This is a genomic window from Pseudomonas sp. 67(2021), assembly GCF_017491835.1.
GTDB classification, from domain to species: Bacteria; Pseudomonadota; Gammaproteobacteria; order Pseudomonadales; family Pseudomonadaceae; genus Aquipseudomonas; species Aquipseudomonas atacamensis.
In genome coordinates this window covers 1-19,329 of sequence record NZ_JAFGYL010000022.1, presented here as the reverse complement: position 1 = coordinate 19,329, position 19,329 = coordinate 1, and the positions used below count along the sequence as shown (strand labels likewise).

The 19,329-nt window shown below is 58.9% G+C and carries 17 protein-coding genes and 1 other RNA gene; 11 read left to right on the top strand and 7 right to left on the bottom strand.

Annotation, left to right across the window (positions count from 1 at the left end):
* Positions 1–109: 109 nt before the first annotated feature.
* Both dnaK and grpE read right to left on the bottom strand, forming a co-directional pair.
* Complete coding sequence (gene dnaK / locus J5M66_RS22380; RefSeq protein WP_042608859.1) at positions 110–2,026, bottom strand: molecular chaperone DnaK; 1,917 nt, start codon at positions 2,024–2,026, stop codon at positions 110–112.
* Positions 2,027–2,128: 102 nt separating this feature from the next.
* The gene (grpE, locus tag J5M66_RS22375) at positions 2,129–2,695 is read right to left on the bottom strand and encodes a nucleotide exchange factor GrpE (RefSeq protein ID WP_016771768.1); all 567 of its coding nucleotides are present in this window, start codon (positions 2,693–2,695) and stop codon (positions 2,129–2,131) included.
* A 240-nt stretch (positions 2,696–2,935) separates the two neighbouring features.
* On the opposite strand from grpE, the gene recN reads away from it, so the two are divergent.
* A complete protein-coding gene (gene recN / locus J5M66_RS22370) occupies positions 2,936–4,609 on the top strand; it encodes a DNA repair protein RecN (RefSeq protein ID WP_016771769.1) in 1,674 nt (557 codons plus the stop codon).
* Positions 4,610–4,685: 76 nt separating this feature from the next.
* Here recN and fur read toward each other — a convergent pair whose 3' ends face one another.
* Positions 4,686–5,090: a ferric iron uptake transcriptional regulator gene (gene fur / locus J5M66_RS22365; protein WP_016771770.1), complete on the bottom strand. Its 405-nt coding sequence runs from the start codon at positions 5,088–5,090 to the stop codon at positions 4,686–4,688.
* A gap of 97 nt (positions 5,091–5,187) precedes the next feature.
* Here fur and J5M66_RS22360 point away from each other — a divergent pair, with 97 nt between their 5' ends.
* Positions 5,188–5,715 carry an outer membrane protein assembly factor BamE gene (locus tag J5M66_RS22360; RefSeq protein WP_016771771.1) on the top strand — a complete coding sequence of 176 codons (528 nt, stop codon included), beginning with the start codon at positions 5,188–5,190 and terminating at the stop codon, positions 5,713–5,715.
* Between the two features lie 61 nt (positions 5,716–5,776).
* Here J5M66_RS22360 and J5M66_RS22355 read toward each other — a convergent pair whose 3' ends face one another.
* The 3 genes from J5M66_RS22355 to J5M66_RS22345 are packed head-to-tail and all read right to left on the bottom strand — an operon-like array spanning position 5,777 to position 7,929.
* On the bottom strand, positions 5,777–6,091 hold the full coding sequence (locus J5M66_RS22355; RefSeq protein ID WP_207809255.1) for an RnfH family protein: 315 nt from the start codon (positions 6,089–6,091) through the stop codon (positions 5,777–5,779).
* Positions 6,084–6,518, bottom strand: coding sequence for a type II toxin-antitoxin system RatA family toxin (locus tag J5M66_RS22350; RefSeq protein ID WP_016771773.1), 435 nt, complete (start codon positions 6,516–6,518; stop codon positions 6,084–6,086). Before J5M66_RS22350 ends, J5M66_RS22355 begins: the two co-directional genes overlap by 8 nt.
* 7 nt (positions 6,519–6,525) lie before the next feature.
* Positions 6,526–7,929, bottom strand: coding sequence for a sodium-dependent transporter (locus J5M66_RS22345; protein WP_016771774.1), 1,404 nt, complete (start codon positions 7,927–7,929; stop codon positions 6,526–6,528).
* 119 nt (positions 7,930–8,048) lie between these two features.
* Between J5M66_RS22345 and smpB the strand changes: the two genes are divergently transcribed.
* Positions 8,049–8,531, top strand: coding sequence for an SsrA-binding protein SmpB (gene smpB, locus J5M66_RS22340; protein WP_007953781.1), 483 nt, complete (start codon positions 8,049–8,051; stop codon positions 8,529–8,531).
* A 135-nt stretch (positions 8,532–8,666) separates the two neighbouring features.
* On the opposite strand, the gene J5M66_RS22335 is transcribed toward smpB, so the two are convergent.
* On the bottom strand, positions 8,667–9,434 hold the full coding sequence (locus J5M66_RS22335; RefSeq protein ID WP_016771775.1) for an FCD domain-containing protein: 768 nt from the start codon (positions 9,432–9,434) through the stop codon (positions 8,667–8,669).
* A gap of 263 nt (positions 9,435–9,697) precedes the next feature.
* Between J5M66_RS22335 and J5M66_RS22330 the strand changes: the two genes are divergently transcribed.
* The 8 genes from J5M66_RS22330 to J5M66_RS22295 all read left to right on the top strand — a co-directional run.
* Positions 9,698–11,392 (top strand): lactate permease LctP family transporter, encoded by a 1,695-nt coding sequence (locus tag J5M66_RS22330; protein ID WP_207809253.1) that lies wholly within the window; start codon positions 9,698–9,700, stop codon positions 11,390–11,392.
* 149 nt (positions 11,393–11,541) lie between these two features.
* Complete coding sequence (locus J5M66_RS22325) at positions 11,542–12,366, top strand: (Fe-S)-binding protein (protein ID WP_123443364.1); 825 nt, start codon at positions 11,542–11,544, stop codon at positions 12,364–12,366.
* The gene (locus tag J5M66_RS22320; RefSeq protein WP_123443363.1) at positions 12,363–13,820 is read left to right on the top strand and encodes a LutB/LldF family L-lactate oxidation iron-sulfur protein; all 1,458 of its coding nucleotides are present in this window, start codon (positions 12,363–12,365) and stop codon (positions 13,818–13,820) included. The genes J5M66_RS22325 and J5M66_RS22320 overlap by 4 nt, the downstream gene beginning before the upstream one ends.
* Positions 13,817–14,488, top strand: a complete 672-nt coding sequence (locus J5M66_RS22315) for a lactate utilization protein (RefSeq protein WP_130910353.1) — start codon at positions 13,817–13,819, stop codon at positions 14,486–14,488. The genes J5M66_RS22320 and J5M66_RS22315 overlap by 4 nt, the downstream gene beginning before the upstream one ends.
* Positions 14,485–17,295: an FAD-binding and (Fe-S)-binding domain-containing protein gene (locus tag J5M66_RS22310; protein WP_207809251.1), complete on the top strand. Its 2,811-nt coding sequence runs from the start codon at positions 14,485–14,487 to the stop codon at positions 17,293–17,295. The genes J5M66_RS22315 and J5M66_RS22310 overlap by 4 nt, the downstream gene beginning before the upstream one ends.
* Before the next feature lie 129 nt (positions 17,296–17,424).
* A complete protein-coding gene (locus J5M66_RS22305; protein WP_076565773.1) occupies positions 17,425–17,703 on the top strand; it encodes a hypothetical protein in 279 nt (92 codons plus the stop codon).
* Positions 17,704–17,801: 98 nt separating this feature from the next.
* Positions 17,802–18,190, top strand: a transfer-messenger RNA (tmRNA) gene (gene ssrA / locus J5M66_RS22300).
* A 167-nt stretch (positions 18,191–18,357) separates the two neighbouring features.
* Positions 18,358–19,329, top strand: a 972-nt coding sequence (locus J5M66_RS22295) for an integrase arm-type DNA-binding domain-containing protein (RefSeq protein WP_207817502.1), incomplete at its 3' end; no start/stop codon positions are given.

Sequence of the window (19,329 nt, the reverse complement as noted above, 5' to 3'; positions counted from 1 at the left end):
TGCTGTAAAAATTCACGTATTCCAGATACGCCAACGCGGGAGGCAAGCTCCCGCGCGGCGACATCCTACCAGTCACCGCCGCAAGGCAGTCAACCGGGCGACCAACAACTTACTTGTGGTCTTTGACTTCTTCGAACTCGGCGTCGACAACATCGTCAGCCTTCTCAGCCGATTCGCCTTGCGGGGCCGCGCCATCAGCTGGCTGAGCCTGTTCGGCGTACATCTTCTGAGCAACCGGAGCGGAGACTTTCGACAGCTCTTCAACCTTGGCTTCGATGGCAGCCTTGTCGTCGCCTTTGACGGCGGCTTCCAGCGCAACCACAGCAGCTTCGATTGCAGTCTTCTCTTCGGCGGTGACCTTGTCGCCCGCGTCAGCGATCATCTTGCGAGTCGAGTGCACCAGTGCGTCACCCTGGTTACGGGCAGCGGCCAGCTCTTCGAACTTGCGGTCTTCCTCGGCATTCGCCTCGGCGTCACGCACCATGCGCTCGATTTCTTCGTCGGACAGACCGGAGTTGGCCTTGATCACGATCGACTGGGTCTTGCCGGTAGCCTTGTCTTTCGCGCCGACGTGCAGGATGCCGTTGGCGTCGATGTCGAAGGTCACTTCGATCTGCGGCACGCCACGTGGAGCTGGTGGAATGTCGGCCAGGTCGAACTTGCCCAGCGATTTGTTCTGTGCGGCTTGCTTGCGCTCACCTTGCAGAACGTGAATGGTCACAGCGCCCTGGTTGTCGTCGGCAGTCGAGAACACTTGCGATTTCTTGGTAGGAATCGTGGTGTTTTTCTCGATCAGCGCGGTCATCACGCCACCCATGGTTTCGATACCCAGGGTCAGCGGGCTGACGTCGAGCAGCAGTACGTCTTTCACGTCACCGGCCAGAACAGCGCCCTGAATCGCAGCACCCATGGCAACAGCTTCGTCCGGGTTGACGTCTTTACGTGCTTCTTTACCGAAGAAATCGGTAACCAGCTTCTGTACCAGCGGCATACGAGTCTGACCACCGACCAGAATCACGTCGTTGATCGCGCTGACGTCGATACCGGCGTCTTTCATGGCAATGCGGCAAGGTTCGATGGTGCGCTGAACCAGGTCTTCAACCAGTGCTTCGAGCTTGGCACGCGAGATCTTCACGTTCAGGTGCTTAGGACCGGTCGCGTCTGCAGTGATGTACGGCAGGTTGACGTCGGTCGACTGAGCGGACGACAGCTCGATCTTGGCTTTCTCAGCGGCTTCTTTCAGACGCTGCATCGCCAGCGGGTCACCTTTGAGGTTCATGCCGCTTTCTTTCTTGAATTCGTCAACGAGGTAGTCGATCAGACGAATGTCGAAGTCTTCACCGCCGAGGAAGGTGTCACCGTTGGTGGCCAACACTTCGAACTGGTGCTCACCGTCAACTTCAGCGATCTCGATCACGGAAACGTCGAAGGTACCGCCACCCAGGTCATAAACGATCACGGTGTGATCGCCCTTGGCCTTGTCCATACCGTAAGCCAGAGCGGCTGCGGTTGGTTCGTTGATGATACGTTTTACGTCCAGACCCGCGATGCGGCCGGCGTCTTTGGTGGCCTGACGCTGGCTGTCATTGAAGTAAGCCGGAACGGTGATCACCGCTTCGGTCACTGCCTCGCCGAGGTAGTCTTCGGCGGTCTTCTTCATCTTCTTCAGAATTTCAGCCGAGATTTGTGGCGGTGCCATTTTCTGGCCGTTCACTTCTACCCAGGCGTCGTTGTTGTCAGCCTTGACGATCTTGTAAGGGACCATCTGGATATCTTTCTGCACAACTTCTTCGTCGAAACGACGACCGATCAGACGCTTTACCGCGTACAGGGTGTTGTGCGGGTTGGTTACAGCCTGACGCTTGGCCGACTGACCTACCAGAATTTCGCCATCGTTGGCGTAAGCGATGATCGACGGCGTGGTACGCGCGCCTTCAGCGTTTTCAATAACTTTGGCTTTGCCGTTTTCCAGCACGGAGACGCAGGAGTTGGTAGTCCCCAGGTCGATACCGATAATTTTGCCCATGTTCACTCTCCCGAAACTTTGGATTTTGTTGCCGCAGCAGTGGTGGCTGACTGCGGTAGCACTTAAACGCTTGACTTCTAAATGGGGGCCTTGCGGCTAATTTCAAGCCTGCTCGTCAATCGAAGGCGAAACCGGTGCCGGCGCCTTGCTGACCACGACCATCGCCGGGCGCAGCAGGCGACCATTGAGCTGGTAGCCCTTCTGGAAAACCTTCAACACGCTGTTCGGCTCGACGTCGGCACTTTCCTGCATGGCCATCGCCTGATGGTGAACGGCGTTGAACGGTTCGCCATGCGGATCGATCGCTTCAAGCTGGTAGCGCTTGAGGGTGTCGTGGAACATTTTCAGGGTCAGCTCGATACCTTCGCGCATCGGGCGGATGCTTTCGTCGTCCGGGCTCGACAGCTCAAGGCCGCGCTCCAGGCTGTCGACGATCGGCAGCAGGTCGCTGGCGAATTTTTCCAGGGCAAACTTGTGCGCCTTCTCGACGTCCTGCTCGGCACGGCGGCGAACGTTCTGCAGATCGGCAGCAACACGCAGAGACTGATCCTGCGCGGCGGCCAATTGCTCTTCGAGCACTTGCACACGGGTCGCCAGGTCGTCACCCGAACCTTCGGGCGCCTGATTGGCTTCTGGGTTTTGCGTATCTACTGTCTGTTCGTCAGCCATAGAATTCTCCTTTCAATTTCGTCCGCGAGCCTGACTCGCGCTTCTGCCCCGATATATGGGGCCGCAAAATCAGGCTTCAAGGGCTGAAAACAATTGTCCCTACAAAAAAGTGCTGAATACTCATTCTTGAATGCGCTAAGAAAACTCTCTGATCAAGCAAATCGAGCTAAGGGCGGGCATTGTCAGGCCTGAACAAAACACTGTATAAATAACCAGACCTCAAGCCTGGGAGCTGCCTTTATGCTGGTGCACCTGTCCGTACATAACTACGCCATCGTTGAACATCTCGATCTCGAACTTGATCGCGGGATGAGCGTGATCACAGGGGAAACCGGCGCCGGCAAGTCGATCATGCTCGACGCCCTGGGCCTCACCCTGGGTGATCGCGCCGACAGCGGCGTGGTTCGCCCGGGCGCTGACAAAGCCGACATTCTTGCCACCTTCGATCTTGCTGATATCCCCGAAGCCAGCGCCTGGCTGGCCGAGCGCGATCTGGAAAACGACGGGCCGTGCATCCTGCGCCGGGTCATCACCTCGGAAGGTCGTTCGCGCGGTTATATCAACGGCACGCCCTGCCCGCTTGGCGACCTCAAAGCCCTCGGCGAGCTGCTGATCGACATACACAGCCAGCACGAACATCAATCGCTGCTGAAAACCGACACCCATCGCCGCCTGCTCGACGAATACGCCGGCGCGACCGATCTGGCGCGTCAGGTGCAACTGGCCGCACAGCGCTGGCGCCAGACTCGCCAGGAACTGGAGCGCCTTTCCAACTCTGGCGACGAACAACGCGCACGCCATCAACTGCTCAGCTATCAGCTCGAAGAACTGGAAAACCTCGGTCTCGGCGAAAACGAACTGGAGCAACTGGAGCAGGAACACAAGAACCTGACCAACGCCGAAACCCTGCTGGGCATTTGTCGGCAAGTGGTCGAGCAGTGCAGCGAAAGCGATTCCGGGAATGTGCTGAATGCGCTGACCGCCAGCCTCAATCGACTTTCCAGCGTGAACAGTTCGGTGGGTGCGCTGGGTGAAGCCAGCAGTCTGCTGACCAGCGCACAGATTCAGGTGGAAGAAGCGGTTGGTGAGCTCAATCGCTTCCTCGACAATTTCGATGCCGACCCGGCTCGCCTGCAATACCTCGAAGAGCGTCTCGACGCTATCTACACCTTGGCGCGCAAACACCGGATTCAACCGACCGAAGTCGGCGAGATGCAGCAGAAGCTGCTCGATGAAATCGAAACCCTCAATGCTAACGATGAATCCATCGAGCGCCTGGGCGAAGAACTGGCGTCCTACGCCCGCCACTATCAAGAGAAAGCGCGCGAGCTGAGCGACCTTCGTCATCAGGCGGCCGGCAGCCTCGCCAGTGCGGTGGAGCAGGAAATCCAGCGCCTGGGCATGCCTGGCGGCCGATTCACCATCGAACTGAAAGCCAACAGCAGCGACGAGTTGCTGCCGAATGGTCTGGAACAGGTCGAACTGCTGGTCAGCGCCAACCCCGGTCAACCGCTCAAGGCGCTGGCAAAAGTTGCCTCCGGTGGTGAGCTGTCGCGGATCAGTCTGGCGATTCAGGTCATTACCGCCCAGACCTCCCGCGTGCCGACCCTGGTGTTCGACGAAGTGGACGTAGGTATTGGCGGCCCGACTGCCGAGATTGTCGGCCAGTTACTGCGCCGTCTCGGTGATCGCGGCCAGGTCCTGACCGTGACGCACTTGCCGCAAGTGGCGGCGCAAGGGCATCAGCATCTGTTCGTGCACAAGGTTCGCGACGAGAAGGCGACTCACACCGCTGTCGCCAAGCTCACAAAGAACGAGCGCATCGAAGAAGTCGCGCGCATGCTCGGCGGCATCGATCTGACCAAGGAATCCCTGGCTCACGCGAAAAAAATGGTGGTGACCGCCAAGGCGTAACAAATAGTAGAAAGCACGAAGGCGACCCTTGGGTCGCCTTCGCTCGTTTCGCGAATGTGAAATTCGCGCGACATGCTTACTTTTTCTTGCGCACGTACAGCACTAGGTTGTGATCAACCATTTCGAAGCCATGCTTCTCGACGATCGATTTCTGAAGTTTTTCGATTTCTTCGTCGAAGAATTCGATCACTTCACCCGATTCCACGTTGACCATATGGTCATGGTGGCCACCGTCAGCCAGTTCGAAGACCGCGTGGCCGCCGTCGAAGTTGTGGCGGACCACTAGGCCGGCCGCTTCGAACTGGGTCAGAACACGGTAAACCGTGGCCAGACCAACGTCCTCACCAGCTTCCATCAACGCCTTGTAGACGTCCTCGGCACTCATGTGGCGCTGCTCGGTAGAGTCGAGCATTTGCAGGATCTTGACCCGTGGCAGGGTCACTTTGAGGCCGGCTTTGCGTAGTTCGCTATTTTCAACCATGGTCAGCTTTCTCGCGATGCTGCTTCGCAGCTTCTCTTAATGCGGGTATGATCGGCGTTTACGTTGTCCCAGCCAAGATAGTGGAAGTCGCCCACCGATGCAAAACACCAAGCTCTTGCTAACCAGTTTCACCTTTGTGGGACTGCTCGCACTCGCCGGTTGTTCATTCCCCGGGGTTTACAAAATCGACATCCAGCAGGGCAATGTCGTCACGCAGGACATGATAGACCAGTTACGCCCGGGAATGACCCGGCCGCAAGTACGGTTTATCATGGGCAACCCTCTGCTTGCCGACACGTTCCATGCCGATCGCTGGGATTATCTGTACAGCCTGCAACCGGGTGGCGGTGAACGCCAGCAGGAACGAATCAGCGTTATCTTCAATTCCAACGACCAACTTGTCAGCCTGTCCGGTGACTTCATGCCCGGCGTGAGCCGTGATGAAGCCATTCTCGGCAAGGACAGCGGTACTACCGTGACCGCGCCTGCTGAAAACGCCGACAAGCCAGAAGCTGAAAAACCAGCCAAACCAGGCTCCTTGCTGGATCAGATCCAGAAGGACGTCGATGGTGTGGAAACCGTACCGGTTCCGACGCCAGAGCCGCTGGACACCTCGCCGCAGTAATAGGCGAGGCAATAAAAAACCCGGACATTCCGGGTTTTTTATTGCCTGCAGTTTGGTCTGCTCAAGAATTGCGTGCTTTAGCCTCGGCAGCCTTGGCCGCGCGCAAGCGTCGAACTTCTTTGGGATCAGCCAGCAGCGGTCGATAAAGTTCGATCCGGTCGCCCGCCTGAACAGGGCGAGAATCCGCGTCAGCCACGACCTTGCCAAAAATCCCCAGCGGACACTCCGCCAGATTCAACTCAGGAAACTCTGCCGCGATGCCCGATTCGTGCACCGCAGCACGAACACTAACGCCCTCAGCAACGCTGATCGTACGCAGAACCTGGCGATCAACCGCCGCGTACGCGACTTCTATCTCGATCACCGGCTTAACCATGCATCTGCTTGGCGCGCTGGCAGAAAGCATCCACCAGCTGGTTAGCCGCCTGATTGAACAGCGGGCCCAACGTAGCGCGCACCAACGGCCCGGCATAATCGAACGACAGATCCAGACTGATCTTGCAGGCCTTTTCGTTCAGCGCCTTGAATACCCAGATGCCGTGCAACTGAGTGAACGGGCCTTCTTCAAGATTCATCTCGATCGACTGCCCCGGCACCAGCGTATTGCGCGTGACGAAATGCTGACTGAGGCCGCCCTTCGCTACGCCGACACTGGCGCGCATGTGTTCCGGGGAGCTTTCCAGCACTTCAGCCTCCGAGCACCACGGCAGAAACTCCGGGTACCGCGCGACGTCGTTGACCAGGTCGTAGAGAAACTGCGCCGGGTACGGCAGGAGCGCGGATCGTTGGATATGTGTCGTCATGTAAGCGTTACTTCCAGAGCTGAGCGGCAAAGACTACAAGAATGCCGATAGGCGCCACGTAGCGCATCAAGAACAGGGACAGAGCAAACAGAACCGGGTTACGGATGGACAATTCATCCCGCACCGCTTCACGCCCCATCACCCATCCCGCGAACAGCACGAAACACAAGCCACCGAGGGGCAACATGATCCGCGAGGTGAAGAAATCGATCACGCCGAAGAAGTCGAGACCGCTCTGCGCACCCCATTGATAGAGGCTGAACGCCCCGCCTTCGTTCACGAAAAACTTGGCTTCCTTCCAGATATTGAAAGAAAACACCGTGCCCAGACCAACGAACCAGCAGGTGAACGCAAGCCAGAACGTCACCCAGATGCGGCTGATTTTAGTGCGTTCAACCAGGTAAGCCACCATCGGTTCGAGTAGCGAAATAGCCGAACTCCAGGCAGCCACCGCGACCAGCACAAAGAACACCACGCCCATCAACTGGCCGAAAAAGACGTTACCAAAAGCAAACGGCAGGCTGACGAACATCAGCCCCGGGCCTTCGCTTGGGTTCAGGCCAGCAGCGAACACAATCGGAAACAGCGCCAGACCGGCCACCAGCGATACGAAAGTATCCAGCAGCGCGACACCGACCACCGTGCCCGACAGCGAGGTGTTCTTCGGCATGTAGGCGCCGTAGATCATGATCGAACCGACGCCGACGCTCAGCGAGAAGAACGCGTGCCCCATCGCTGGCAGCAGACCGTCGAGGACTTTTTCCGGGTGGAAGTCGAACATGAAATGCACGCCTTCCATGAAATGCCCGGTGGTCATGCTGTAGCCCAGCAGCACCAGAATCATCACGAACAGCAGCGGCATCATGATTCGCAGGCTGCGTTCAAGCCCGGCGACCACGCCTTTGGCGATCACGAAGGCCGACAGCAGCATGAAAATCGTGTGCCAAAGTGTCAGGCGCCATGGATTGGAGATGACATTGCCGAAATAGGCGCCGACCTGATCGGCCGTCGCGCCCTGGAAATCGCCACGGCCCATGTCGACGATGTAATCCAGCGACCAGCCGCCGACCACACTGTAGAAAGAAAGAATCAGCAGGGCCGTGATCATCCCGGCAAACGCGCCCCACGACCATTTCGCCGAGTGCCCGGCTTCCAGTGCCAACACCTTCAGGGCATTCGCCGGACTTTGCCGGGCGCGCCGGCCGATCAGGGTTTCCGCGAGCATGACCGGGACACCGATAAGCGCGATGCACGCCAGGAACATCAGCACAAAGGCACCGCCGCCGTAGACCCCGACCATGTAGGGGAACTTCCAGATACTACCCAGTCCCACGGCCGAACCGGTCGCGGCGAGTATGAATACCCAGCGGCTAGCCCAACTGCCGTGGACAGAAACCTTGTCTGTCGACATCGTTTATCACGCCCAAGCGTTAGAAAAAGAGGCCGCATTGTCCGGGATTCACTCAACCTGCTCAAGCACGCAGCAACACCGTAGCCGACAGCCGAACAACTCCATATAATGCCGCCCCTATGGCTAAACAGAAGAAACACCCAACAGGGACCATCGCGCAGAACAAAAAGGCGCGACACGATTACTTCATCGAGCACAAGTTCGAGGCTGGTCTGGTCCTGGCCGGCTGGGAAGTAAAAAGTCTGCGGGCGAGCAAGTTGCAGCTGGTCGACAGCTATGTGCTGCTCAAGGATGGCGAAGCATGGTTGCTCGGCAGCCACATCACGCCGTTGATGACCGCAAGCACTCACGTCATCGCCGACCCGGTGCGCACACGCAAACTGCTGCTCAACCGCCGCGAGCTGGACAAGCTCGCCGCCGCCGTGCAGCAAAAGGGTTATGCCTGCGTCTGCCTGTCCTGGTACTGGAGCAAGCACATGGTCAAGTGCGAGATCGCTCTGGGCAAGGGCAAGAAGGAATACGACAAGCGTGATACCGAGCGCGAGCGCGATGCCGGTCGTGAATTGCAGCGTGCGGTGCGCAACAAGGGCAAGGAAGATTAGTTTTCCACCCTGATCGCTCCCACGCTCTGCGTGGGAATGCATCCCGTGACGCTCCGCGTCACAATGCGGACGCAGAGCGTCCATTGCTGTATTCCCACGCAGAGCGTGGGAACGATCGTTTGCAGAACTAACTGACTACATCCCCTTGCGCCGCTCCGCCCGAGCCATGCGCTGCACCTCCTGACGTACCTCTTCCAGCACTTCCTGCACATACAGAATATGTCGGCTGGACACTTCCCGCGCCTGCTCGGCACGCCCTTCGATAATCGCCAGATACAATTCCCGATGCTGCGAGATCAGCATGTCGCGGGTTTCCGTGCGCTGTTTGTACATGCCGCCAATGTTGGTCACAACGTTGCGCTTGAGCAGATCGAACAAGCCGCGAATCGTATGCAGCAACACCGCGTTATGGCTGGCTTCGGCAATCGCCAGGTGAAACTTCGCATCCGCCGCGCCCTCTTCCGCCCGGCTGACTTCTTCGTGACGCGAGTAGCAATCCTGCAGCTCTTCGAACGCAGCGGTCAGGCGCTCGCGATCAACATCGGTGGCGCGCAATGCGGCGTAGTAGGCGCACGATGCCTCCAGGGTGTGGCGGAATTCGAGCAAATCACGTTGCGCTTCGGGATTGCTTTCAAGCAATTGCAGCAGTGGATCGCTGAACGTCGACCCCAGGCCTTCCACCACATAATTGCCGCCGCCCTGGCGACTGACCAGCAAGCCTTTGGCCGCCAGTTTCTGAATCGCCTCGCGCAACGACGGGCGTGATACGCCAAATTGTTCGGCCAGCGTGCGCTCGGCCGGCAACCGCTCGCCCGACTTCAGCGTGCCCTCAAGGATCATCCCTTCGAGGCGCTCGACAATATCGTCAGACAAACGGCGCTGACGTATCTGATCAAAGCCCATAACTCATTTCTCCACGATCCCGACCGCTCGCCGGGGTGTCTATTCTGGCCTATCCGCGCGCCGCCGACACCTGCCAGACACCACTTCGCCGAGGCGGATCAGTTGCGCTCTGCACCGCATCTTCGACGAAAGTTTCAGAGCGGCAAATTGACACACCGCCACCAAGGCTTTTACCCTAGCCGACAGCGCTTGTAAATTGGTCTTACCAATTATCCAAGATTGCTTACAGTGCCTGACCAACAACAATTAGGGGCCACCCCACCATGCAAACCTGGCAACAGCTCTACAGCCCGCTCGGCAGTCTTGGCGTCTCCGCTCTCGCGGCCGTCATTCCCATCGTGTTCTTCTTTCTTGCCCTGGCGGTGTTCCGTCTCAAAGGCCATGTGGCCGGCAGCATCACCCTCGCGCTATCGATTGCCGTGGCGATTTTCGCCTTCCAGATGCCAGTGGACATGGCCTTCGCCGCCGCTGGTTACGGTTTCGCTTATGGCCTGTGGCCGATTGCCTGGATCATTGTCGCAGCGGTGTTCCTCTACAAACTGACGGTAAAAAGCGGTCAGTTCGAGGTCATCCGCAGCTCGGTCCTGTCGATCACCGATGACCAGCGCTTGCAGGTGTTGCTGATCGGTTTCTGCTTCGGCGCATTTCTGGAAGGTGCTGCCGGATTCGGCGCGCCGGTCGCGATTACTGCCGCACTCCTTGTAGGACTGGGCTTCAATCCGCTGTACGCCGCCGGCCTGTGCCTGATCGCCAACACCGCGCCGGTGGCATTTGGCGCGCTGGGGATTCCGATCATCGTGGCGGGCCAGGTCACTGGCATCGACCCCTTCAAGATCGGCGCCATGACCGGTCGCCAGCTGCCACTGCTGTCGCTGTTCGTACCGTTCTGGCTGGTGTTCATGATGGACGGCCTGCGCGGTGTGCGCGAAACCTGGCCGGCCGCGCTGGTGGCAGGTCTGAGTTTCGCCATCACCCAATACTTCACTTCCAACTTCATCGGCCCGGAACTGCCGGACATCACCTCGGCACTGGCCAGCCTGATTTCCCTGACCCTATTCCTCAAGGTCTGGCAACCACGTCGCGCCGCCGGCCAGCACATCGTTGGCGCCGTGTCCGCTTCGGTGGTCAGCGCCAGCGTCGGCGGTTTCGGCCAGAAGCGCACCACCGTGGCTTCGCCCTACAGCCTCGGGGAAATTTTCAAGGCGTGGTCGCCGTTCCTGATCCTCACTGTGCTGGTGACGATCTGGACGCTGAAGCCTTTCAAAGCCATGTTCGCTGCCGGCGGCTCGATGTACAGCTGGGTGTTCAACTTCGCGATTCCGCACCTTGATCAACTGGTGATCAAGACTGCGCCGATCGTGGCCAATCCGACTGCCATTCCAGCGGTGTTCAAGCTCGATCCGATTTCCGCCACCGGCACGGCGATTTTCTTCTCCGCGCTGATTTCGATGCTGGTGCTGAAGATCAATTTCAAAACTGGTCTGACCACTTTGAAAGAGACCTTCTACGAACTGCGCTGGCCAATCCTGTCGATCGGCATGGTGCTGGCGTTCGCCTTTGTCACCAACTACTCCGGCATGTCGTCGACCATGGCCCTGGTGCTGGCGGGTACTGGCGCCGCGTTCCCGTTCTTCTCGCCGTTCCTCGGTTGGCTGGGCGTGTTCCTCACCGGTTCGGATACGTCGTCGAACGCGCTGTTCAGTTCGTTGCAAGCGACCACCGCACACCAGATCGGCGTCAACGACACTTTGCTGGTGGCGGCCAATACCAGCGGCGGCGTGACCGGCAAGATGATCTCGCCGCAATCGATCGCCGTGGCCTGCGCCGCGACCGGTCTGGTCGGCAAGGAATCGGATCTGTTCCGCTTCACCCTCAAGCACAGCCTATTCTTTGCAACGATTGTCGGTTTGATCACCCTGGCTCAGGCCTACTGGTTCACCGGCATGCTGGTGCACTAAACCTACAAGAAAGACGGAAATAACCGACGCCGGCCCGTGATCCGGCGTCAGCAATTCACCACCGGGTCTGTAAGGCTGCTGAAAGCAATGCGCTTTATATTCGGCAGCCGCAGCAGACGGATAACCGGGCCCACCCGGAGACACGCCTGATGAGCGAGCTTTTTTACAACGCTGTGCCGAACGCGACCCGCGTGGCACCGCCACTGCCCGAACCTCGGCAATACCCCAGCGAGAAACCGTCGCGGGTCTACCTGTTCGGCACGTGTGTGGTCGACCTGTTCTACCCCGAAGCCGGGATGGACGCGATCCATCTGCTGGAGCGCGAAGGGATCCGGGTCGAGTATCCGCAAGGGCAGAGCTGCTGCGGCCAACCGGCCTACACCTCGGGTTACACCGAGCAGGCGCGGGCGGTAGCGCGCTCGCAATTGGCGTTGTTTGCCGGGGATTATCCGGTGGTGGTGCCCTCGGGTTCCTGCGCCGGCATGCTGCGCGAGCATTACGCCGACTTGTTCAAGGACGAGCCGGAAACGTTGAAACAGGTGCAGGCCCTTGCGGCTCGCACTTATGAACTGGCCGAGTTTCTGCTGTTCGTCTGCAAGGTGCAGCTCAAGGACAGCGGCGAACCGGTGAAAGTCACGCTGCACACCTCGTGTTCGGCACGCCGCGAAATGAACACCCACCTGCACGGCCGCGAGTTGTTGGCGCAGTTGAGCAATGTGGAACGGGTCAATCACGACCACGAAAGCGAATGCTGTGGCTTCGGTGGGACATTCAGCGTCCGTATGCCAGACATTTCCGGCGCGATGGTGGCTGACAAGACCCGTGCGTTGAAAGAATCCGGCGCCCACAAGGTACTGAGTGCCGACTGCGGCTGTTTGATGAACATCAACGGCGCGCTGGAGAAACAGCAGGAGGCGTTGCGCGGGCAACATCTGGCGAGCTTTCTCTGGCAGCGAACCGGAGGTGCGCAATGAGCACCTCAACGATTATTCCTACGATCGCCGTAGAAGAAGATTTCCGCACCCGGGCACACAACGCCTTGGGTGATCAGCAGCTGCGGAACAACTTCCGCACTGCCATGGATTCACTGATGACCAAGCGGGCAGCGGCTTTCAGCGATGCCCACGAAAGAGAACACTTGCGCGCACTAGGCAATTCGATCAAGGCCCGCGCGCTGTCCAAGTTGCCCGACCTGCTCGAGCAACTGGAACAGAACCTGACCCGCAACGGTGTGACAGTGCACTGGGCGGAAACGGTGGACGAGGCCAATGGCATCGTCTTATCGATCATCCGCGCTCACGAGGCGCGGCAAGTGATCAAGGGCAAATCGATGGTCAGCGAAGAGATGGAGATGAACCATTTCCTCGAGGCTCGGGACATTGAATGTCTGGAGTCCGACATGGGGGAGTACATCGTCCAGCTCGACCACGAGAAGCCTTCACACATCATTATGCCGGCGATCCACAAGAATGCCGGCCAGGTCGCGTCCTTGTTCCACGACAAACTTGGCGTGGAATACACCAAGGACGTTGACCAACTCATTCAGATCGGTCGCAGGGTCCTGCGGCAGAAATTCTTCGAAGCCGACATCGGCGTCTCCGGCGTCAACTTCGCCGTGGCCGAAACCGGCACCCTGCTGCTGGTGGAAAACGAAGGCAACGGGCGCATGACCACCACCGTTCCCCCGGTGCACATCGCCGTCACCGGCATCGAAAAAGTCGTCGAAAACCTGCGCGACGTGGTGCCGCTGCTGTCACTGCTGACGCGCTCGGCGCTGGGCATTCCGATCACCACCTACGTCAACATGATCTCCGGCCCGCGCAAGGAACATGAACTCGACGGCCCGCGAGAAGTGCACCTGGTGCTGCTCGACAACGGTCGCAGCCAGGCCTTCGCCGACAGTGAATTGCGCCAGACCCTGAACTGCATCCGCTGCGGCGCCTGCATGAATCATTGCCCGGTGTACACCCGCGTCGGCGGCCACACCTATAGCGAGGTCTACCCAGGACCGATCGGCAAGATCATCACCCCGCACATGGTCGGTCTGGCCAAGGTTCCGGACCACCCGAGCGCGTCCTCACTGTGCGGCGCCTGCGGTGAAGTCTGCCCGGTGAAGATTCCGATCCCGGCCATCCTGCGCCGTCTGCGCGAGGAAAACGTCAAAGCCCCGGACGCACCGAATCAGGTGATGCGCGGCCAGGGCAGCAAATATTCGCGCAAGGAGCGCTTCATCTGGAACGCCTGGGCCAGACTCAACAGCTCGCCGACGCTGTACCGCTTGTTCGCTTTTTTCGCCACGCGCCTGCGCGCCCTTACGCCGAGCAATGTCGGTCCATGGACGCAAAACCACAGCGCGCCAAAACCCGCCGCGCGTTCGTTGCATGACATGGCCCGCGAGCATCTGGCCAAACAGGGAGAGCGTCGATGAGCGCCAAGCAAAATATCCTCGGCAAACTGCGGAAAAGTCTGACCGGCACCACGCCAATCGCCGACAACTTCGACGTCGATCTGGTCACCCAGCCTTACACCTACAGCGCCGAGCAACGCATCCCGCAACTGCGCAAACTGATGGAGGCGGTGCACACCGAAATCCATCTGACCTCGGGCGCCGAGTGGCCGGCATTACTGGCGCAACTGCTGCGTGACCGCCAATTGCCGAGCCTGCTGATCGCACCGACTACACCGCACGGGCAACGCATCACACAGCACTGGGCGAACAATCCCGAGCTGCCAGCACTGAAGTCCTACGACCGGCCGATGGAAGAGTGGAAAGCCGAACTGTTCAACGACACCCCGGCCAGCCTCACCGGCACCCTCGGTGCCATCGCCGCGACCGGCAGCCTGATTATCTGGCCTACCCGTGAGGAACCGCGCTTGATGAGCCTGGTGCCGCCGGTGCATTTCGCCCTGCTCAAGGCCAGCGAAATCCGCGACAACTTCTATCAGGTGCAAGAGGAATTCGAATGGGCGCAAGGCATGCCGACCAACGCGCTGCTGGTCTCCGGCCCGTCAAAAACCGCCGATATTGAACAGGTGCTGGCGTATGGCGCGCATGGCCCGAAAGATCTGGTCGTGCTGATTCTGGAGGATCAATGAGTCTTCCTGCTGCTTTCCTGCGTGATGCCGAGCAACTGATTCCAGCAGACCGGCGCTTCGACGATCCGCTGTCGACCCTGGCCTTTGGCACCGACGCCAGTTTCTATCGACTGATTCCGAAACTGGTGATCCGCGTCGAGTCTGAAGACGAAGTGGTGGCGCTGCTGCAACTGGCCCAGCGCGACAAGGTGCCGGTCACCTTCCGCGCTGCCGGCACCAGCCTGTCCGGGCAGGCGATCAGCGATTCCGTGCTGATCGTGCTTGGGGATAACTGGAACGCCCGCGAGATTCGCGGTCAAGGCACGCAGATCCGCCTGCAACCGGGCGTGATCGGCGCGCAGGCCAACGCCTGGCTGGCGCCGTTCGGGCGCAAGATCGGCCCGGACCCGGCGTCGATCAATGCCTGCAAGATCGGCGGCATCGTCGCCAACAACGCCAGCGGCATGTGCTGTGGCACTGCGCAGAATACCTATCACACCTTGGCCGGGATTCGCTTGGTGCTGGCCGACGGCACGCGCCTCGACAGCGAAGACCCTGCCAGCGTCGCGGCATTTCGCTCCAGCCACGGCGACCTGCTCGAACGCTTGGCGACATTAGGCCGCGAGACCCGCGCCAACGCCGAACTGGCCGCACGAATTCGCCACAAATACCGTCTGAAAAATACCACCGGCCTGTCGCTGAATGCCCTGGTGGATTTCGACGAGCCTGTGGATATCCTGAGCCACCTGCTGGTCGGCTCCGAAGGCACGCTCGGCTTCATCAGCGCGGTGACTTACGACACCGTCATCGATCACCCGAACAAGGCCTCGGCGCTGATTGTGTTCCCCGATGTCGAGACTTGCTGCAACGCGGTGACCGTGCTGAAAAGCCAACCGGTGTCAGCGGTGGAGTTGCTCGACCGACGCAGTCTGCGCTCGGTGCAGGACAAAAAAGGCATGCCCGCTTTCGTACAGCTTCTGTCGGAAAATGCCTGCGCGCTGCTCATCGAATCCCGCGCCGCTTCGTCGACATTGCTGCAGGAACAACGGGCACAAATCATGGCGTCCCTGCGCGATTTCCCCGTCGAGAAGCAGGTCGACTTCACCGAAGATCCGGTGGAAAACGCCCGCCTCTGGGCCATCCGCAAAGACACCTTCCCCGCCGTCGGCGCCGTGCGCAAAACCGGCACCACGGTGATTATCGAAGACGTGACCTTCCCGGTCGAACAACTGGCCATCGGCGTCAATCGCCTGATCGAGCTGTTCGACAAACATGCCTACGACGAAGCGATCCTTTTCGGACACGCACTGGAAGGCAATCTGCACTTCGTCTTCACCCAAGGCTTCAACAGCCCGGCAGAAATCGCACGCTACCAAGCGTTCATGGACGATGTCGCGCAACTGGTCGCCGTGGAGTTCGGCGGCTCGCTGAAGGCCGAACACGGCACCGGGCGCAACATGGCGCCGTTCGTGGAGCTGGAATGTGGCAGCGACGCCTATCAACTGATGTGGCAGCTCAAACGCCTGCTCGACCCCAACGGCATTCTCAATCCGGACGTGGTGCTCAGCGAAGATCCGCAGATCCACCTCAAGCACCTGAAACCGCTGCCGGCGGCGGACGAGATTGTGGATAAGTGCATCGAGTGCGGTTTCTGCGAACCGGTCTGCCCATCGAAAGGCCTGACCTTGAGCCCGCGCCAGCGCATCGTCATCTGGCGCGATATCCAGGCGAAAAAACGCGCCGGCGTCGACACCACCGAACTGGAAAAAGCCTACGACTACCAAGGCATCGACACCTGCGCCGCGACCGGCCTGTGCGCGCAACGCTGCCCTGTAGGCATCAACACCGGCGAACTGGTGAAAAAGCTCCGTGGCCGACACGCCACGCATCAGAAAACCGCTGACTGGATCGAAGGAAATTTCGCCAAGACCCTGCAAGGCGCGCGCTTCACCCTGCACGTCGCCAACGGTGCGCGGATGATGCTCGGCGCACCGCGTCTGGCGAAGTTGTCGGCGACGCTGACGCGCTTGTCCAAAGGCCAGGTGCCGTTGTGGACCAACGCCATGCCCCAGCCGGAAAAAGCCATTCGCTTCAGCCCGAGCGTTTCGGACGAGCGCCCGCGTGTGGTTTATCTGGCAGCTTGCGTATCGCGGGTCATGGGCCCGGCGGCGGGCGACAAAGAACAGATGTCGCTGTACGACAAAACCCGCGGCCTGCTGGAAAAAGCCGGATACCAGGTAGTCTTTCCCGACAATCAGGACAACCTCTGCTGCGGTCAGCCGTTTGCCTCCAAAGGCTACGCCGAACAGGCCGAACACAAACGTCAGGAGCTGATCAGCGCCCTGCTCCACGCCAGTCGCGGCGGCCTTGACCCGATCTATTGCGACACCAGCCCGTGTACGCTGCGACTGGTTCAGGACATCGGCGAAACGCGACTGGATCTGTACGATCCGGTGCGCTTCATTCGTACGCATCTGCTGGATCGTCTGGACTTCACACCCCAGGAAGCACCGATTGCCGTGCACGTGACCTGCAGCACTCAGCACCTGGGCGAAAGCCAGACGCTGATCGATCTGGCGCGCAAATGCAGCAACACCGTGGTGATTCCCGAAGGCATACATTGCTGCGGATTCGCCGGCGACAAAGGCTTCACCACACCGGAGTTGAACAGCCATTCACTGCGTACGCTCAAGGACGCCGTGCAGCACTGCAGCGAGGGGATTTCCACCAGCCGCACCTGCGAAATCGGCCTGACCCAGCACGGTGGCATCGACTACCACGGGCTGGTTTATCTGGTGGATCGGGTGACACGCGCGAAGGCTGTCTGAAAAAAAATAGAACTCTTGAGCGAGACGGCAATCCACAGAACAGGCCCCGACAAATCGGGGCTTTTCCTCCATTCGGTGGCTCGCCCAGCGGTCAGCGAAGCCTGGATCCCTCAGTTCAAGGAGATACACATGAAGCGTTCTGTACTGTTAGGTCTGTTCGTTACTGCCTCGATGATGGCGTCCACTTCGTTCGCTGCAGACAAGCCTGCCGATCTGTGCGATGCCAATATCCAGACGATCAACAACGCCAAAGGGCAGTTGTCGGCGAATCCGGAATTGAGCCAGCGCGCCGAAACCAGCGTGAGCAAGGCCCAAGCGCTGAAAGCCGAAGGCAAAATCGACGACTGCGTTGCCGAAACTTCGCAAACCATCGTAGAACTGCGTAAATCGACCGGCACCAACAACTGATCCATGCTGACGGGCCAACCTGCGGGTTGGCCTCGTCGGCAGATTGACGTACACTGTGCACGCTTGTTGCCCGATCAGATTCACAGGGCAATGAGTTCGGGGCCGTTTAGGATTCGACGCCGGTTGCGAAACTCTAGGTGCATGCCGACTTGGTAACAGAAGTCGTAAATCCACTGTTGCAACTACTTATAGTTGCCAATGACGACCAATACGGTGTTGCTCTCGCTGCTTAATTGCAGCTGACAATGCTCCTGGTACCTTCGGGTCCAGCAATCATCAGGGGATGTCTGTAAACCCGAAATGATTGTCATATAGAACAGAATCGCCGTGCAGTACGTTGTGGACGAAGCGGCTAAAACTTACACAACTCGCCCAAAGCACCCTGCCCGTCGGGTCGCTGAGGGTTAACTTAATAGACACGGCTACGCATGTAGTACCGACAGCGGAGTACTGGCGGACGGGGGTTCAAATCCCCCCGGCTCCACCAAATAGCAATCTAGACCTGTCTCAGACAGTCTACGAAACACCCCAAGAAGCCCGCCCTGTGCGGGCTTTCTTGTTTCTGGCTATCCGTCCCTGTCTACCCCTACCCCAGCATGCGCTGTATCCTCCCGTGTACCACGGATGTAAATTGAAACTGATGGGTACAAGGAAATGAAGCGCACTGAAATCAAACGTCGTCCTCTAGCAGACACGGTCGTAGCGACTCTGGAACCCGACTCCAAGGAGTATCGCGAGCACGATGGAAACAACGTGTATCTCCGAGTGCGGCCCGATGGCAAAAAGTCATGGCAGCTTCGATACAAGAAGGCTGACGGTAAGTGGTCCTGGATAGGGCTAGGCAGTTACCCGGCAGTTACTGGATCTGCTGCACGACAGAAAGCGACCGAACTGCGGGCTAGTACAGTTGAAGGGAGCAACCCCTTGGCAACGATGCGAGCCAAGAAAGCTGCGGAGTTGGAAAGCGCCAGTAATACCTTTGAGAAACTTGCTCGGGAGTGGTATGCGTCCAAACGAAAAGGCTGGACCAACGGCACCGCCGTTCGAACCATCGGCGCTTTAGAGCTTCACGTCTTCCCAGTTTTCGGAACGCGCTCCTATCGCGAGATCCTTCCGATGGAGTGGATGGACTTTCTTCGCTCGATGGAACGGAAAGGGATCATTGAGCAGACCAGCCGTGTACGGGGAATGTGTCGAGAGATATACGATCTTGCTAGGGTAACCGGCCGGGCAACCCACAATCCGTTGGAAGGCCTTCACAAATTTCTTCAGACGAAACCGGCGGAAAACTACGCCCATGTATCCCAACAAGAACTGCCTCCGCTGCTCCGAGCAATCCGATCGTATCCAAGTGCTATGGATATCCGTATCGGCCTGCATCTGCTTTCCATGCTGGCGTGTCGTCCATCCGAAATTCGGGAGGCTCGGTGGTCAGAATTCGACTTAAAAAAAGCGCTATGGACAATCCCGGCGGAGCGAATGAAACGTCGCCGAGAGCACCTAGTGCCACTTCCGCACCAAGCAGTAACTCTGCTGAAAGAGCTGTATGTTTTGACCGGCAGCTACCAGTTACTCTTCCCGGGCCGCAGCGACACAACCAAAGCACGCTCCAACACTGTCTTCCTA

Excerpts from the sequence above, each read along its gene's own strand:
- dnaK (WP_042608859.1), bottom strand. The coding sequence starts at position 2,026 with ATGGGCAAAATTATCGGTATCGACCTGGGGACTACCAACTCCTGCGTC.
- grpE (WP_016771768.1), bottom strand. The coding sequence starts at position 2,695 with ATGGCTGACGAACAGACAGTAGATACGCAAAACCCAGAAGCCAATCAG.
- recN (WP_016771769.1), top strand. The coding sequence starts at position 2,936 with ATGCTGGTGCACCTGTCCGTACATAACTACGCCATCGTTGAACATCTC.
- fur (WP_016771770.1), bottom strand. The coding sequence starts at position 5,090 with ATGGTTGAAAATAGCGAACTACGCAAAGCCGGCCTCAAAGTGACCCTG.
- J5M66_RS22360 (WP_016771771.1), top strand. The coding sequence starts at position 5,188 with ATGCAAAACACCAAGCTCTTGCTAACCAGTTTCACCTTTGTGGGACTG.
- J5M66_RS22355 (WP_207809255.1), bottom strand. The coding sequence starts at position 6,091 with ATGGTTAAGCCGGTGATCGAGATAGAAGTCGCGTACGCGGCGGTTGAT.
- J5M66_RS22350 (WP_016771773.1), bottom strand. The coding sequence starts at position 6,518 with ATGACGACACATATCCAACGATCCGCGCTCCTGCCGTACCCGGCGCAG.
- J5M66_RS22345 (WP_016771774.1), bottom strand. The coding sequence starts at position 7,929 with ATGTCGACAGACAAGGTTTCTGTCCACGGCAGTTGGGCTAGCCGCTGG.
- smpB (WP_007953781.1), top strand. The coding sequence starts at position 8,049 with ATGGCTAAACAGAAGAAACACCCAACAGGGACCATCGCGCAGAACAAA.
- J5M66_RS22335 (WP_016771775.1), bottom strand. The coding sequence starts at position 9,434 with ATGGGCTTTGATCAGATACGTCAGCGCCGTTTGTCTGACGATATTGTC.
- J5M66_RS22330 (WP_207809253.1), top strand. The coding sequence starts at position 9,698 with ATGCAAACCTGGCAACAGCTCTACAGCCCGCTCGGCAGTCTTGGCGTC.
- J5M66_RS22325 (WP_123443364.1), top strand. The coding sequence starts at position 11,542 with ATGAGCGAGCTTTTTTACAACGCTGTGCCGAACGCGACCCGCGTGGCA.
- J5M66_RS22320 (WP_123443363.1), top strand. The coding sequence starts at position 12,363 with ATGAGCACCTCAACGATTATTCCTACGATCGCCGTAGAAGAAGATTTC.
- J5M66_RS22315 (WP_130910353.1), top strand. The coding sequence starts at position 13,817 with ATGAGCGCCAAGCAAAATATCCTCGGCAAACTGCGGAAAAGTCTGACC.
- J5M66_RS22310 (WP_207809251.1), top strand. The coding sequence starts at position 14,485 with ATGAGTCTTCCTGCTGCTTTCCTGCGTGATGCCGAGCAACTGATTCCA.
- J5M66_RS22305 (WP_076565773.1), top strand. The coding sequence starts at position 17,425 with ATGAAGCGTTCTGTACTGTTAGGTCTGTTCGTTACTGCCTCGATGATG.